This is a genomic window from Gemmobacter lanyuensis (genome assembly GCF_014652355.1).
GTDB lineage: Bacteria > Pseudomonadota > Alphaproteobacteria > Rhodobacterales > Rhodobacteraceae > Gemmobacter > Gemmobacter lanyuensis.
On sequence record NZ_BMYQ01000016.1, the window covers coordinates 72,492 to 87,958 of the forward strand.

The window sequence follows — 15,467 nt, forward strand, 5'->3', positions numbered from 1 at the left end:
GTCGCAGTGGCGACCGGGCGCTCCTCATCGTCATCCGTGGCTGTCACCCGCACGAAGGCCACCGACCGGGTCACGTGGTAGCATTCCGCGCGGGCGCGGATTGCCTGACCAGGGGTCGCGGCGCGCATGTAATCGATCCGCAGGTCGATGGTGGCAGTAGTGGGCGGGGCGGCAGGGTGGCTCATCACAGCGGCCCCGCTTGCGGTATCCAGCAGCGCCGACACCGCGCCCCCGTGGATCACCCCGGTCGCCGGATCACCGATCAGCCGCGGGTCATAGGCCATCGACAGCTCGGCCCGGCCATGGCCAAAGGCATCAAGCTGCATGCCAAGCGCGCGCGCATGGGGCAGCGCCTCGATGAATTGCCGGGCGATGTGCAGGCTCTCGGTCATGGTCATCCCTTTCGCTGCCCGCATCTGACACCGCCGCGCCCCGCCCCGCAAGACCTGCCGCAATCGGACGCAGGGGAACATCGGCGAAACAATTGCGAAGCCCAGAACTTGCCCCTAGGGTAGCCCGCAGGAGGACCAGCGCATGACGGAAACCCGCCTCAGCTTCAAGGAAATGTGCGCGCGCTTCGACGTGACGCCCCGGACGCTGCGCTATTACGAATATATCGAACTTCTGGCCCCGCAAAAGGAAGGCCGCGCCCGCTATTATGGCCCGCGCGAAGTGGCACGCATGACGCTGATCCTGCGTGGCCGCCGCTTCGGCTTCAGCCTTGAGGAAATCCGCCAATGGCTGCTGATCTATCAGCAGAAGGGCACCGGCCCGCAGCTTGAGGCCTGGATTGCCATGGCCGACCGCCAGCTGGCCGAGCTGAACCGCCAGCGCCAGGAGCTGGACGTGACCATCGCCGATCTGCAGGCGCTGCGGGCAACTGCGCTCTCCGAACTCAAGTCCTGAGTCGCCCAAACCGCTGTGAACTGCCCGAAAACCCGGCCCGCGCCGGGTTCTTTTCTTTCGTTTACCCTGCGTCATTTTTCCTGACATTACGTCACGGGAAATCTGACGTGACGTTACATTTACGTCAACGTCAGGCCCTCTGGTATGACGGGGCGTGACCTCTCATCTTTGACGCAGAGTAATGCTGCGAGAGACGCCTATGACACCTGCAAAACCGTCCGATACGGCGGATGTGCTGACGATCCGGGAAATGTGCGATGCCTTCGAGGTCACGCCGCGCACGCTCCGGTTCTATGAACAGAAAGAGCTTCTGTTCCCCATTCGTCAGGGCACCCGACGCCTGTTCACCCGCCGCGACCGCGCGCGGCTGAAGCTGATCCTGCGTGGCAAGCGGTTCGGCTTCTCGCTCGAGGATATCCGGCAGCTGCTGGACATGTATGACCGCGACCCCGGTCAACAGGCCGCCCAGCTGCAGCGCACCTACGAGCTGGCCCGCGCCCGCCTGTCCGAAATGGAACAGCAGCGTGATGAGCTGAACGAGGCGATCACCGACCTGAAGGCCCAGATGGCCTGGGGCGAAGAGATGCTGGCCACCCTTGCCAAGGGGAATGCCACCTGAACCAGATCCTGCGGGCCGCGCCCGCCAGACGACCATCCGAGGGAGAGACCGATGACCACCTACACCGCCCCGATCAAGGACATGCAGTTCCTGTTGCAGGACGTGCTGAAGGTGACCGAAGCCGGAATACCCGGCTATGAAGACCTGGACCGCGCCTTTACCGCCGCCGTGCTGGAAGAGGCCGGCAAGGTCGCGTCCGAGGTTCTGGCCCCCCTCAACAGCGTGGGTGACCGCGACGGATGCGTGCTGGAAAACGGCGTGGTGCGGACACCCGAAGGCTTCAAGGCCGCCTTCGCCGCGATGAAGGACGGAGGTTGGACCGCGCTCGACTGCGACCCGGCTTATGGTGGCCAGGGCCTGCCCTATGTGCTGAATTCGGCCGTGGGCGAAATCTTCGTTTCTGCCAATATGGCCTTCAACATGTATCAGGGCCTGACCCACGGCGCCTATTCGGCGATCCATGCCCATGGCACGGATGACCAGAAGGCCACCTATCTGCCCAAGATGGTGACCTGCGACTGGACCGGCACCATGAACCTGACCGAACCGCATTGTGGCACCGATCTGGGCCTGTTGCGGACCAAGGCCGAACCGCAGGCCGATGGCAGCTACAAGATCACGGGTCAGAAGATCTTCATCTCTGCCGGGGATCACGATCTGGCTGAGAACATCATTCACCTCGTGCTGGCCAAGGCGCCGGGCGGGGGTGAGGGCACGAAGGGCATCAGCCTGTTCATCGTGCCGAAGTTCCTCGTGAATGCCGATGGCACCCTCGGCGCCCGCAACGCGGTTTCGGTTGGCAAGATCGAAGACAAGATGGGCATTCACGGCAATGCCACCTGCGTGCTGAACTATGACGGCGCGACCGGCTTCCTGCTGGGCGAGTTGCACAAGGGCATGCGCGCCATGTTCACCATGATGAACGAGGCCCGCCTCGGCGTGGGCCTGCAGGGCTATGCCGTGGCCGAGGCCGCCTATCAGAACGCCGTCGCCTATGCCAAGGACCGCCTGCAGGGCCGTGACGTGACGGGCGTGAAAAACCCCACCGGCCCGGCCGATCCGCTGATCGTGCACCCCGACATCCGCCGCAACCTGATGGATCAGAAAAGCTTTGTCGAAGGCGCCCGCGCGCTGACCTTCTGGGGCGCCACGCTCATTGACCGGGTTCACCGGTCCGGCGATGCCGCAGCCGACGGGCTGGTCGGTCTGCTGACCCCGGTCATCAAGGGCTTCCAGACCGACAAGGGCTTTGACATGGCGGTGCAGGCCCAGCAGGTCTATGGCGGCCATGGCTATATCGAGGAATGGGGCATGTCCCAATTCGTCCGCGATGCCCGCATCGCCATGATCTACGAAGGCGCCAACGGGGTGCAGGCGCTCGACCTCGTGGGCCGCAAGCTGGCCTCCGATGGCGGCAAGCACGTCATGGCCTTCTTCGAACTGGTCAAGGCCGAATGCCGCGCACATGACGGCGACGACCGCATGAAACCCTTCACCGAGGCGCTGAAAACCGCCTCGAAACAGCTACAACAGGCTGGCCTGTTCTTCATGCAGAACGGGATGAAATCGCCCAATGCCGCGCTGGCCGGGTCTTATGACTTCATGCATCTGATGGGGCATGTCTGCCTCGGCCTGATGTGGACGCGCATGGCGAAGGCCGCCTTCACCGCGCTGGATGCGGGCAGCGAAGACCCCGCCTTCCACGAAACCAAGATCGCGACAGGCCGCTACTACATGGCACGCCAGCTTCCGGCCTGCGCCATGCACCTTGCCCGCATCGAATCTGGTGCCGACCCGGTGATGGCGCTGCCCGACGCAGCGTTCTAAGCTGGCCCAGCCCGGCCCCCGCACATAGGGGGCCGGTTCCCAAGCCAGGAGTAGCCCATGCCCAAGCGTTTCCGCCTCACCCGCCGCTTCCCGGTCGCCATGACCGAAGACGGCTACCGCCGCCTGCGCGCCTTCGCCCAGGACGCCGGTCTGGATGAAGGCGAGGCCCTCTCCTTCCTCTTTGAAAACTGGTCCAGCGTGATCGATCATGACACGCTGACCCACCGCCTGCGGCTCTTCAACGCCGATCTCGACGCCCGCAAACGCTGATCGTCCTGCCCCGCCCCTGCATGGGGCAGGACAGGGTTTCACCTTGGACGGCCATCGGCTTCCCAGCCTGTTCCGCCCCCTCACATCAGCCAGAAAAAGGTTAAGAAACCCTTTTTCATCTTGGCAAAAATATCCTGCGGGGGTCCGGGGGCGCAAAGCCCCCGGCGCGGCCCACCCCGCGCCCACCTTGACGTGAAAGGCCGTAACGTCACCCTGTCTTGCGACGCCACGGCACTTCCCCACCCCACCCCTCTCCTTGCTACACTCATCCCAACGCATCCTGAGGACGACCCCGGAGGACCCCATGACCGAAGCATTCATCTACGACGCGGTCCGCAGCCCGCGCGGCAAGGGCCGGCCGGACGGCGCGCTGCATGAGGTGACGGCCGTCTCCCTTTCGGCCCAGATGCTCAATGCCCTGCAGCAGCGCAACCATTTGCAGGGCCACGCGGTTGAGGACGTGATCTGGGGCAATGTCACCCAGATCGGCGAACAGGGCGGCTGCCTTGCACGCTCGGCCGTGCTGGCCTCGGATCTCGACCAATCCATCCCCGGCCTTTCCATCAACCGCTTCTGCGCCTCGGGGATGGAGGCGGTGAACCTTGCCGCCAATCAGGTCCGTGCGGGCGCAGGGGCTGCCTATATCGCTGGCGGGGTCGAGATGATGAGCCGCGTCCCCATGGGCTCGGACGGGGCGGCCATCGCCGTGGACCCATCGCTGGCCATGAAAACCTATTTCGTGCCGCAGGGCATCAGCGCCGACATCATCGCCACCGAATACGGCTTTACCCGTGACATGGCCGATGCGCTGGCGGTGGAAAGCCAGCGCCGCGCGGCGGCGGCCTGGGCCGAGGGGCGCTTTGCCCGCTCGATCGTGCCGGTGCGCGACCGCAACGGCCTGACCATCCTTGACCGGGATGAATACATGCGCCCCGGCACCGATCTGGCGGCGCTGGCCAGCCTGAAGCCCGCCTTCAAGGAGATGGGCGAAACCATGCCCGGCTTCGACAAGGTCGCGCTGATGAAATATCCGCATCTGGAGCGGATCGAACATATCCACCACGCTGGCAATTCCTCAGGCATCGTCGATGGGGCGGCGGCCCTGCTGATCGGGAATGCCGATTTTGGCCGCGCCCATGGCCTGACACCCCGGGCCCGCATCCGCGCCACCGCCAAGATCGGCACCGATCCGACCATCATGCTGACCGGCCCGGTTCCGGTGACGCAGAAGATCCTGCAAGACAGCGGCATGTCCCTGTCCGACATTGACCTTTTCGAGGTGAATGAGGCCTTCGCCTCGGTCGTGCTGCGCTTCCAGCAGGCCTTCGACATCGACCCCGCCCGCGTCAACGTGAACGGCGGCTCGATTGCGATGGGCCATCCGCTGGGCGCCACCGGCGCCATCATCATCGGCACCCTACTGGACGAACTGGAACGCAGCGGCAAGACCACCGGTCTGGCCACGCTCTGCATTGCCAGCGGCATGGGCGTCGCCACCATCATCGAGCGGGTGTGACAATTCCATGCGCGGCTGCTACAACTCCACCATTGAGAGTAAAATTCGGAAGTCATCTTCCGGAAGATGCATTCGTGATGGAGTTGTCTTTCCCCGTGTTCACCCGTGTGCAAACCTTTCTGCAAAGCATGATGGACGCCTTTCTGGCCGGCGATCTGTCCACCGCAGCCGCCTGTTGCGACTATCCGCTTCGGGTGACGCTCGCCGGACGCAGCATCATGGTGCAGGCCTTGCCCGAAATGGTGGTGTTGCTGCGGCACCTGACCGTGACGCGTCTTGCCGCCGGACAGACCGCCACCCAAGCCGAGGTCTGGCGCATCACTCCGCCCGAGGATGGGGTCTTCTGTGCCTCGGTCCGGTGGTATCACCGCAACCCCATCGGGCAGATGGTGGGGCATACCGACATGATCTACACGCTCCGAGATCTGGGAGAGAGCCTGCGCGTCATCGCTGCGGATGCAACCGAATTGTCGCTGGCGGAGATGGCAGATTATCCCGGACGGCGGCGGTTCACAGTCTGACGGGCGCCCGCGCCCGGATGGGAGGGCGCGATGCCGAAGCTTGATCTCTCGACTGTTCCGGTCAAGACCGGCTCCATCTATCCTGCACCCTATGCCGCGCAGATGCAGGGGCGCAGCTCGCTCCGCCTTGGTGCTGCGGGGGGGCTCAGCCAGTTTGGCGTCAACCTTGTGACGCTCCTGCCGGGGGCCTTGTCTTCGCTGCGACACTGGCACCTGAATGAAGACGAATTCGTCATGGTGATCGAAGGCGAATGCCTTTTGGTCGAAGATGCAGGGGAAACCCTGATGCAGGCGGGCGATTGCGCCGCCTTTCCCGCCGGGCGGCCGGACGGCCACCACTTCATCAACCGCAGCGAACGGCCCGCGCGGTTTCTGGTGGTCGGCAGCCGCGCCGTACATGAGGTGGCAACCTATTCCGACGTGGACCTGAAGGTGACGATCACGGAAGGGCAGGCCCTTTTTACCCATCATGACGGCACGGCCTATGTTCCCCCGAAGGAGGATGGCCAATGAACTCCGCCTCAAGATTTGTGAAAAGCCACAAAAACAATTTCAGATTGCAAATTTCTCGCGATGCCGGGATACTGCAGGGGATGGTTGGTCCTTCGGCACGTTCGAGGGTGACAACCCCCAAAACGCAGTGTGCGCGTTCGTTTTCTACGGGTCCCGATGTCGTCTCCCCGCAGTCCTCAGCAGATCGCGCTTTTCGAAGCCCTGTTTCAGTTGCGCGCCGATCTGGTTCTGGCAGGCGAATTTGGCGATCTGATCGACATCTGGGATTTGCCGGTTTCGGTGGTCGAGGGACCAAAGCACTATGTCCTGGAGACGCGGCGCGACATCTGGCGCTATCAGGCCGCGATGCATATGGGCCTGCGCACGCGGGATGTGACCGCGATTGCCGTCCAGCTGGAAGAGGTGCTGGACGCCGAACAAGGGCGTTTGACCATTGTTACCCGCTGGCACGAGGCGGCGCAGGAGCCCCTGCTCGCCCGCAGTTATCGCGTGGTCTACAGCGGATACGAGGGTCCGAATGGCCTGCGCCTGAACGGGGTCATCACGACGGCGCGGGAAAACTTCCTCGACCGCTACGCGCCTTCGCCAAAACGGTAGGTGCGCGATCCGGCCGGAGGGCCGCGTGATGCCGAAGGTCATGCTCCCCGATTGGGTCCGGGAAGAGGACAGCCTTCACCCGCTGCTGGGCGGGGGCCTTGGCCCCTATGCCACGCGGCTTCTGTCCGATCCCGGCGGGCTCACGCAGTTCGGCGCGTTTCTGGAAGAACTCCCCCCGGGTTCCACCTCTGGCCGACGGCATTGGCATGAAACCGAGGATGAAATGGTCCTGATCCTGTCGGGCAGCGTGGTGCTGGTCGAGGAGAGGGAAACCCCGCTTCACCCCGGCGATGTGGCCTGCTGGCCCGCGGGGCATCCGGTTGGCCACCGGCTCGACAATCGCTCGGACCAGCCCGCGCGCTATCTGGTGATCGGCACGCGCAACCCGCGCGACGTGATCCATTATACCGACCAAGACCTTGTCACCCACAAGGACGGCACCGCCCGGCGTTATCTGCGCCGCGACGGAAGCGTCCTTGGCACCTTCGACGCAAGCCAAGCCCCTGCGTCGGCACCCCAACCGAATTCCGCAGGGTCAGGGCCTACCCCGCCCACCCCGACACCCGAAAGGAGAACCGAATGACCGATTTCACCTCTGCCCTTGACGCCGATGGCGTGGCGACCATCACCTGGGATGTCGCGGGCAAAAGCATGAATGTCATGTCGCTCGAAGGCTTTGCCCAGCTCAACACCCTGATCGACGCCGCCCTGGCCGATCCTGCGGTGAAGGGGGTGATCCTCACCTCGGGCAAGAAGGATTTCGCAGGCGGCATGGATCTCAATGTGATCGCCCGCATGCGCGAAGGCGGCGCCCAGGCGATCTTTGACGGCGTGATGCAGATGCACGGCGTCCTTCGCAAGATCGAGCGCGCCGGGATGGACCCGAAGACGCTCAAGGGCGCCAAGCCGATCGTGGCGGCCCTGCCCGGTACGGCGCTTGGCATCGGGCTGGAGCTGCCGCTCGCCTGCCACCGCATCATTGCCGCCGACAATCCCAAGGCCAAGATCGGCCTGCCGGAGATCATGGTCGGCATCTTCCCCGGCGCAGGCGGCACAACCCGTCTCGTCCGCAAGATGGGTGCGATGATGGCCGCCCCCTTCCTGCTGGAAGGCAAGCTTTCCGCCCCCGCCGCCGCCAAGGCCGCGGGCCTGATCGATGAGGTCGTGGCGCCAGAGGCATTGCTGGCCCGTGCCAAGGAATGGGTGCTCTCCGCCAAGGAAACCGATCTGGTCAAACCCTGGGATGCCAAGGGCTACAAGATGCCCGGCGGCGCCCCCTATCAGCCCGCGGGCTTCATGACCTTCGTCGGCGCAGGCGCCATGGTCCATGGCAAGACGCAGGGCGTCTACCCCGCCGCCAAGGCCCTGCTGGCCGCCGTCTATGAAGGCGCCCTTGTCCCCTTCGACACCGCCCTGCGGATCGAGGCGCGGCACTTCACCTCAGTCCTGATGAACCCCTCCTCCTCGGCGATGATCCGCAGCCTCTTCATCAACAAAGAGGCGCTGGAAAAGGGTGCGAACCGGCCCAAGGTCGAAGACCAGTCCGTCCGCAAACTGGGCGTGATTGGCGCAGGCATGATGGGCGCAGGCATCGCCTATGTCAGCGCCAATGCCGGGATCGAGGTCGTGCTGATCGACGCCACGCAAGACGCAGCCGACCGCGGCCGCGCCCATTCCGAGGCGCTGCTCGACAAGGGCATCCAGCGGCGCAAGGTCACGGCCGAAAAGAAGGCCGAGGTGCTGGCCCGCATCACCGCCACCACGGATTACGCCGCCCTCGCCGGCTGCGACCTGATCGTCGAGGCCGTCTTCGAAGACCCGAAGGTCAAAGCCGAAGTCACCGCAAAGGTCGAGGCCGCAACCGGCCCCGACTGCATCTTTGCCACCAATACCTCGACCCTGCCGATCAGCGGCCTCGCCAAGGCCAGCCAGCGCCCGGATCAGTTCATCGGCATCCATTTCTTCTCGCCCGTCGACAAGATGATGCTGGTGGAAATCATCCGCGGCGCCCAGACCGGCGACCGCGCCGTGGCCAAGGCCCTCGATTTCGTGCGCCAGATCCGCAAGACGCCCATCGTGGTGAATGACGCCCGCTTCTTCTACGCCAACCGCTGCATCATCCCCTATATCAACGAAGGCATCCGCATGCTGGCCGAAGGGGTTGAACCGGCGCTGATCGAAAACGCCGCCCGGCTTGTGGGCCTGCCGCTCGGGCCGCTGCAACTTGTCGACGAAACCTCGATCGACCTCGGGGTCAAGATCGCCAAGGCAACCCGCGCCGCCATGGGCGATGCCTACCCCGATGACGCCGTCGATGCGGTGATCTTCCGCATGGCCGATCTGGGCCGCCTCGGCCGCAAGGCGCAGGCGGGCTTCTACAGCTATGACGACAAGGGGAACCGCCTTGGCCTCTGGGACGGGCTGGCCGACCTCTACCCCACCGCCGACGCCCAACCCGACCTGACCGAGGTGCAACACCGCCTGCTCTTCGCACAGGTGCTCGAGGCCGTCCGCGCCCTCGAAGACGGCGTCCTCACCGATATCCGCGAAGGCGATGTGGGCGCCATCCTCGGCTGGGGCTTTGCCCCCTGGTCCGGCGGCCCCTTCGGCTGGCTCGACATCCTCGGCGCCGCCCGCGCGGTCGATCTCTGCACCAACCTCGCCACCCGCTTCGGCCCCCGTTTCACCCCGCCGAAACTGCTGCAAGACCTCGCCCACTCCGGCCGCGGCTTCTACACCGCCCCGACTGCGGCCGCCGCCTGATGCCAAAGGGGGCGGCCCGCAAACCCGCCCCCCACATTTTCTGTCCCAAAATATCCTCGGGGTGAATTGGCCGCAGGCCAAGAGGGGCAGACAGCCCCTCCCCTTCCCGGTCACCCCTCGAAACGATAGCCGAAGCGCGCAATATCCTCGGCCGCCAGATCCGCCACCAGCGCGGCATCGGCATCGGAATAGAGCGGCCGCCAGTCCCGCGCGCGATCGGATCGGTTCGCAGGCCGGATCCCTCCCAGCCGCAGCCCCAGATGCGCCTCGACCGGGGCCAGATCTTCGGCCAGATGCTCCAGCCGCACACAGGCCTGAATGCGCTCCACCCCATGCCGGTCGGTCAGATAGCTCCGCACTGGCGTCAGGCGCAGGGCCGTCTGGGTCTGCGGATGGCGCAAGAAGTCCGAAAACCCATGCGTCCGCGCCAGACCCACCGCCGGATGGGCGAAATGCTGGGCGCGCAGCCAGTGATAATAGCTGACAATCCGGTCCCAGGGGTTGCGGACCAGCGTGCAGACGAAGAAGCCCTCGATCTCGGCATCGCTCGCCAGTCCGGCGAGATCGGCAAGGGTCGAATGTTTCCACAGCCGCCCCTGCGCCTTCACCCCCTGCCAGCGCGCCTTGCGCGCGCGGGCCTTGGGCGTGTCCCCGATCAGGATGTCATCTTTCATCGCCCGCGCCTCATAGGCAAGCGTGAAGGCGGTTCCCCCGGTCTTGGGGATATGCACAAAGATGAAGCGCCGCCCGCGCGAAAGGATCATGCCGCGCCCCCCAAGGCCGGCCTCAGACCGGGTTGGGCAGCGGGCGGCCCTCGGCGAAGGCCACCAGATTGTCCAACGCCATCAGGCCCATGGCGGTCCGCACCTCCAGCGCGGCCGTGCCCAGATGCGGCAGCAGCGTCACGGCCTCCATCTCGCGCAGGGCCACAGGCACCAGCGGCTCCTGCTCATAGACATCGAGCCCCGCGCCCGCGATCCGCCCCTCGGCCAGCGCCGCGATCAGTGCCGCCTCATCGATCACATCCCCGCGCGAGATGTTGACCAGGATGGCATGGGGCTGCATCACCCGCAGCGCCGCCGCATCGATCAGGTGATACGTCGCAGGCCCACCCGGCACGGCAATCACCACCACATCGGCGGCCATGGCCTCGGCCAGCGGCACCTGACGCGCGGGCACCCCCGGATCGACGGTGGATCGGTTGTGGAACACCACCTCCATCCCGAAGCCGAAATGGCAGCGCCGCGCGATGGCCCGACCGATACGGCCCATGCCGATGATCCCCACCCGCTTGCCGGTGACATGCAGGCCGAGCATCTGCGTCGGATGCCAGCCCTCCCATGCGCCCCGGCGCACCAGACGCTCTCCCTCGCCCGCGCGGCGCGCAGTCATCAGGATCAGCGTCAGGGCGATGTCAGCCGTGGCATCGGTCACCGCGCCGGGGGTGTTTGAAACCTCCAGTCCCGCCGCCCGTGCAGCCGCCACATCAATGTGGTTATACCCCACCCCGAAGTTCGCCAGCATCCGCGCCCGCGGCTTGGGCACATCGGCAAAGACATCCGCCCGGAACAGATCGCCCAGCGTGGGCAGCACCAGATCATGTTCAGCCAAAGCTGCGCGCAGCTCGGCGGGGGACAGGGGGGCTGTGCTGGCACGCGCCGTCACCTCGAACCGCGCCCGCGCGGCCTCCATCACCGGGTCCGGCAGCGGGCGGGTGATCAAGAGCCGCATCAGAAGAGCCGCCCGCCCAAAGGCACCTCATGCCCCGGCCCGACCAGCACCACCGCGCCCTCGGCATCCGGCACGCCCAAGACCAGCACCTCGGACATCACCTTGCCGATCTGGCGGGGCGGGAAGTTGACCACCGCCAGCACCTGCCGCCCGACCAACTCTTCCAGCGTGTAATGCGTGGTGATCTGCGCCGAGGACCGCTTTTCACCGATCTCCCCCCCGAAATCGACCCAGAGCTTGTAGGCCGGCTTGCGCGCCTCGGGGTAGGGTTCGGCGCGGGTGATGCGGCCCACCCGGATATCGACCTTGGCGAAATCGTCATAGGTGATGGTCATTTGCCCAGCTCCCGCCCGCGGTCTGCCGCCGCCTTCACCGCGCGTTGCAGCAGCGGGGGGAAGCCCGTCTCCGGGTCCATCAACACGGCCAGCGCCGCCGCCGTTGTCCCGCCGGGCGAGGTCACGTTGATCCGCAGCTGGCTGGCGCTTTCCGGCGCCTGATGCGCCAGTTCGCCCGCCCCGCAGATGGTGGCCCGTGCAAGCTGCATCGAAAGTTCGGGCGACAGCCCCTCGGCCACGCCTGCCGCCGCCAGCGCCTCGATCAGATGAAAGACATAGGCGGGGCCAGAGCCGGAGACGGCGGTCACGGCATCCATCTGATGCTCGCCCTCCAGCCGCACGACCTGCCCGACGGCCGACAGCAGCGCCTCGGCCACATCCAGATCCGCCGCCGACGCGCGGGCATTGCCGACAATGGCCGAGATCCCGCGCGCCACCGCGGCAGGGGTGTTCGGCATGGCGCGCACGATGGGGGTGGCGGCGCCGAAAGCGGCCTCAAAGCTTGCAATCGTGGTGCCTGCTGCGATGGACAGGAACAGGGTTTCCCCCTGCCCCAGCGCGGTCACGGCGGGCAGCGCCGCCCCCATCATCTGCGGCTTGACCGCCAGCAGGACGACCGCGGGCGCCTTTGGCAGATCGGTGTTCAGATGCACCCCGGTGCCGCGCAGCCAGTCTGAGGGGTGGGGTTCGATCACCCAGACCGCACCCGGCGGCACCCCTTGCCCCAGCCAGCCCTCCAGCAGGGCCGAGCCCATCTTCCCGCAGCCCAGCAGCACAAGGCCCTGTTCTTTCACACGTTCCAACATCGACGCCTCCGTTCCTCGGGCGCAGATTAGGCAGGTGTCGGGGCGGGGGCAATGCCGAAGGCGTGGTCAGGCGCGCCCGTAGGCCTCGGCCATGGCAAGGTGCATCGCCTCGGCGGGCGGGCGGTCGGCCCAGGCGACCAGCTGGAACACCGGATAATATTTCTCGCAGGCGGTGATCGCAGCGGAAATCATGTGGTTCAGCTGCGGCGCGCTGGCCACCTGCCCCCCGGCCAGCGACAGGCCATAGCGCCAGACCATCAGGTTCTGTTCCGACCAGAAGGTGAAGCCCCCGGTCCAGACCTGATCATTGGTGCGGTTGAGCACATCATAAAGCTCGGCCCGGCGGTGTTCGGGCGGCTCCATTTCGAAGGTGCAGATAAGGCGCAGGGTTTCGTCCTGCGGCGACCAGGCCAGCGTCACGGCATAGCTGCGCCAGAGCCCTTCGACCGACATGGCGATCTGGTTTTCCGTGACGCGGTCGAATTCCCACTGATGGTCAGCCGCAAGGGATTCCACCAGATCGATGGGGTGAAGATCGTCTCCGACGAAGAATTCCTCTGCTAGCGACATGCCCGGCCTCTTGATACGGCCCCGCGTGGAGAGTTATCCACAAGAGGCAGGGGTAGGGGCCACTCGCTGCGGAACCCCTGCGTCCACTTACTAGATGTTGTGGCGAAAGCGAAAGCCTGTAAAGCGATTTGTCACGCATTCTTCTGTGTATAAGTAGAACCTGCCCTTGCTGTTGTAGCGTGACAGGCAAACTTGCAGAGTTTGACACGCAAACTTGCAGCAGAGCGGTTTCCGCGGCGTCGGGCCGTTTTTGCCTTTGTGCGAGTGGCGCGGATCGTGTGAAATGACGGCGCGGGCTAGCCGGACAACCTTCGCAAGAGACCTTGAGGACCTAGCATATTGATCAACGGTTGCGCCTTGGATCGCAACCTATCTTGATCGATCAACCTTGGCCCGGGGCCCAAATCTTTTCCACCACTCCTAGCCGAGCACGACAGGAGACGTAAAGCCACGCCGATAGGGCGGGGTTCATTGTCGCGCAGATGCAGGCGCGACACATCTAAGCTTTAGAGTTTGAGCAGGCTTTAACACTGGCTCCGATACCAAGTCCGATTGATATCCAAGCTGGCAAGCCGGCCGTCAATCCGTTTTGGAACATGAGGACTTCAGTGATGTTATGAAGACAAAACATCACCATAACCCCAGCCGCGAAAGCGCCAGCGGCCGCATTCCTGACGCCGATAAGTAGGCGCCATACCGATGCCAGATAGAGGCCCAGAGCGCCCAGACCGACATAGCCAACCTGCATGATCGTCTGGATATAGTAGTTGTGTGCGGAATAATCCGTGCTCAGGAAGTCGCGCGGTAACACCCCTGACCCAAGTCCAAACCAGGGCTGTGGGCCGACCGTGTTCAGGATCATAGGCCACAACCATTCCCGACCAGACTCAACCCTGCGACCAGTCTGCGCTTCAATCCACTGACGCACCACAGCCGCAGTCTCGGAAGAGTATAGGTTGCTAAAAAACCATACCGCCAACCATGCGGCCGCGATGACGGCGGCGATCCCACCCCAGAACGCGAGCCACCTTGGAAAAACGCGAACGCCGTAGCGAACAGCCAATAGCACCACAGCATAAGCAAGGATCGCCCGAAACTCCATTAACAGGCCGATGGCGATGGCCACGACAACAAAGACCAGTGCGACCATCCCGCCCGCCCCGCGTGTCGACCTCAAGTAAAGGACCGCCGCGATGGCGAGGATATAGGTCATCGTGCCGCCCGTGATGTTCTTGGGCATCCCAGCGACAGAAACCGCAGCGATGGCAATTGCACACCCAACGTAGACAGCCACCCGCCAGAGGCGGCTTTCGGCAAGCTGCCCGCCAAAACGGACAAAGAAGCAGAAGGCCACGATCACAGAAAACGCTTAAAGGGTGTGGCGAATGCCCTGATCAGCGTAAAAACTGCCAACGGAACCTGTGATGTAGATAAGGACCAGCGCAGCCCCCGCGCACACAGTTGGCACCAGAAGCACGGGCATCGAGAAAAGCAGCATAAGCGCCGAGATCATTGCCGCCCCGACCATGAGAGCATGCCCGGGTAACCCCAGCGCGCTAATAGGCGATGCAAACAAGAACACCATCGATACGACTGCGGCGGCGGCAAATCTTGCAGAAATGGTGCCCTGAGTGCGGCCGGACTGAAACGGCAAGTTACTCGTCGCTTGATGCATCGATTGACCCTTACGCAACCTCCCTATGCGTTGGCACTGGACGGTGGCCATGTCAACGGGATTACAATCTCAATACGTGAAGCCTTGGGCTTGCCGCAAGCGATGCGCGACCCAAGAGATCGTGCGGGTTGCGCTGACAACAGGCGCGCCGGTCGCGAGATCATAAAGGGCTAGAGTGGCTGTATTAGCGCTGTTTGCGCTTACCCGAACCCCATATGCCAGCCCCCCTTCATGCGAAGCAACAAAAGATGGCGTCGTGCCGGCGTTGTGTGTGATGTCAGCATTACCGCTGCTATCAAAGACCACGCTGCCGCGCCCGAAGATTGCACCATTGTTCCGATAGGCCCGGAAACTTGCGCCGTCGGCGCGCGTTACAATGCCTGCGGAAAGGGTGTGCGGGCCAGCGTATGACACCTCAACATCATAGCCTGTGCCTGATCCGTTGATCCGGCAAGGATACTGAATGACAGCCGAACCGCTCTTTTCGCGCGAGTGAACCCGAAGAACGGTATCAGTGGTTTCGCTGCCTGTGTCGTCAATGTAGACTGCGCCGGTGACGTTCGCCCCATTGCGCCCCATATTCGTTGCGTCCACCGTTGCGCTGCATCGGGTCAACGCCCCAAGGCGAGCCAGCCCGTCGCAATCCTCCAAGACCACATCAATCGTGCAGTCGGTCAGGCTGCGAGCGTTCAGCCCGTTGCCCTCAGCGCCGTCGTGTGGCGCGTCCCTGACGCTCTTCGCTGTCCCGGTCATCTGGCAATTTGGACCTGCACCGGTTTCGTTCCAGTCTTTTGAGAGCGATACTCGCCATCAAGGAG

The 15,467-nt window shown here is 64.4% G+C and carries 19 protein-coding genes; 10 read left to right on the plus strand and 9 right to left on the minus strand.

The features are described from left to right. Positions 1–392 (minus strand): PaaI family thioesterase (locus IE101_RS17885; RefSeq protein WP_189635238.1); only part of this gene is annotated, 392 nt, incomplete at its 3' end. A 142-nt stretch (positions 393–534) separates the two neighbouring features. On the opposite strand from IE101_RS17885, the gene IE101_RS17890 reads away from it, so the two are divergent. The 10 genes from IE101_RS17890 to IE101_RS17935 all read left to right on the plus strand — a co-directional run bounded on the left by IE101_RS17890 (position 535) and on the right by IE101_RS17935 (position 9,532). Next, positions 535–906, plus strand: a complete 372-nt coding sequence (locus IE101_RS17890; protein ID WP_189635216.1) for a MerR family transcriptional regulator — start codon at positions 535–537, stop codon at positions 904–906. Between the two features lie 199 nt (positions 907–1,105). Then, positions 1,106–1,525, plus strand: coding sequence for a MerR family transcriptional regulator (locus IE101_RS17895; RefSeq protein ID WP_189635217.1), 420 nt, complete (start codon positions 1,106–1,108; stop codon positions 1,523–1,525). A 51-nt stretch (positions 1,526–1,576) separates the two neighbouring features. After that, on the plus strand, positions 1,577–3,352 hold the full coding sequence (locus IE101_RS17900; RefSeq protein WP_189635218.1) for an acyl-CoA dehydrogenase C-terminal domain-containing protein: 1,776 nt from the start codon (positions 1,577–1,579) through the stop codon (positions 3,350–3,352). A gap of 57 nt (positions 3,353–3,409) precedes the next feature. After that, on the plus strand, positions 3,410–3,622 hold the full coding sequence (locus IE101_RS17905) for a hypothetical protein (RefSeq protein WP_189635219.1): 213 nt from the start codon (positions 3,410–3,412) through the stop codon (positions 3,620–3,622). A gap of 304 nt (positions 3,623–3,926) precedes the next feature. Further along, a complete protein-coding gene (locus IE101_RS17910; protein WP_189635220.1) occupies positions 3,927–5,138 on the plus strand; it encodes an acetyl-CoA C-acetyltransferase in 1,212 nt (403 codons plus the stop codon). Positions 5,139–5,212: 74 nt separating this feature from the next. Continuing rightward, positions 5,213–5,659 (plus strand): hypothetical protein, encoded by a 447-nt coding sequence (locus IE101_RS17915; RefSeq protein WP_189635221.1) that lies wholly within the window; start codon positions 5,213–5,215, stop codon positions 5,657–5,659. Positions 5,660–5,689: 30 nt separating this feature from the next. Next, on the plus strand, positions 5,690–6,172 hold the full coding sequence (locus IE101_RS17920; RefSeq protein ID WP_189635222.1) for a cupin domain-containing protein: 483 nt from the start codon (positions 5,690–5,692) through the stop codon (positions 6,170–6,172). A gap of 156 nt (positions 6,173–6,328) precedes the next feature. Continuing rightward, positions 6,329–6,769 carry a hypothetical protein gene (locus IE101_RS17925; RefSeq protein ID WP_189635223.1) on the plus strand — a complete coding sequence of 147 codons (441 nt, stop codon included), beginning with the start codon at positions 6,329–6,331 and terminating at the stop codon, positions 6,767–6,769. A gap of 28 nt (positions 6,770–6,797) precedes the next feature. Beyond that, positions 6,798–7,352, plus strand: a complete 555-nt coding sequence (locus IE101_RS17930; protein WP_189635239.1) for a cupin domain-containing protein — start codon at positions 6,798–6,800, stop codon at positions 7,350–7,352. Further along, entirely contained in the window at positions 7,349–9,532 is a 2,184-nt protein-coding gene (locus tag IE101_RS17935; RefSeq protein ID WP_189635224.1) for a 3-hydroxyacyl-CoA dehydrogenase NAD-binding domain-containing protein, read from the plus strand. Before IE101_RS17930 ends, IE101_RS17935 begins: the two co-directional genes overlap by 4 nt. Positions 9,533–9,642: 110 nt before the next feature. Here IE101_RS17935 and IE101_RS17940 read toward each other — a convergent pair whose 3' ends face one another. The 8 genes from IE101_RS17940 to IE101_RS17975 all read right to left on the minus strand — a co-directional run bounded on the left by IE101_RS17940 (position 9,643) and on the right by IE101_RS17975 (position 15,402). Next, positions 9,643–10,296: a sulfotransferase family 2 domain-containing protein gene (locus IE101_RS17940; protein WP_189635225.1), complete on the minus strand. Its 654-nt coding sequence runs from the start codon at positions 10,294–10,296 to the stop codon at positions 9,643–9,645. 22 nt (positions 10,297–10,318) lie between these two features. Beyond that, a complete protein-coding gene (locus IE101_RS17945) occupies positions 10,319–11,263 on the minus strand; it encodes a 2-hydroxyacid dehydrogenase (protein ID WP_189635226.1) in 945 nt (314 codons plus the stop codon). Beyond that, positions 11,263–11,598 (minus strand): tRNA-binding protein, encoded by a 336-nt coding sequence (locus tag IE101_RS17950; protein WP_189635227.1) that lies wholly within the window; start codon positions 11,596–11,598, stop codon positions 11,263–11,265. The genes IE101_RS17945 and IE101_RS17950 overlap by 1 nt, the downstream gene beginning before the upstream one ends. Then, positions 11,595–12,404: a pyrroline-5-carboxylate reductase gene (gene proC / locus IE101_RS17955; RefSeq protein WP_189635228.1), complete on the minus strand. Its 810-nt coding sequence runs from the start codon at positions 12,402–12,404 to the stop codon at positions 11,595–11,597. The genes IE101_RS17950 and proC overlap by 4 nt, the downstream gene beginning before the upstream one ends. 66 nt (positions 12,405–12,470) lie before the next feature. Next, complete coding sequence (locus IE101_RS17960; protein ID WP_189635229.1) at positions 12,471–12,974, minus strand: type III secretion system chaperone family protein; 504 nt, start codon at positions 12,972–12,974, stop codon at positions 12,471–12,473. Between the two features lie 499 nt (positions 12,975–13,473). Then, positions 13,474–14,334 (minus strand): O-antigen ligase family protein, encoded by an 861-nt coding sequence (locus IE101_RS17965; RefSeq protein WP_189635230.1) that lies wholly within the window; start codon positions 14,332–14,334, stop codon positions 13,474–13,476. A gap of 9 nt (positions 14,335–14,343) precedes the next feature. Then, the gene (locus tag IE101_RS17970; protein ID WP_189635231.1) at positions 14,344–14,649 is read right to left on the minus strand and encodes a hypothetical protein; all 306 of its coding nucleotides are present in this window, start codon (positions 14,647–14,649) and stop codon (positions 14,344–14,346) included. Positions 14,650–14,718: 69 nt separating this feature from the next. Further along, entirely contained in the window at positions 14,719–15,402 is a 684-nt protein-coding gene (locus IE101_RS17975) for a hypothetical protein (protein WP_189635232.1), read from the minus strand. Positions 15,403–15,467: the final 65 nt, after the last annotated feature.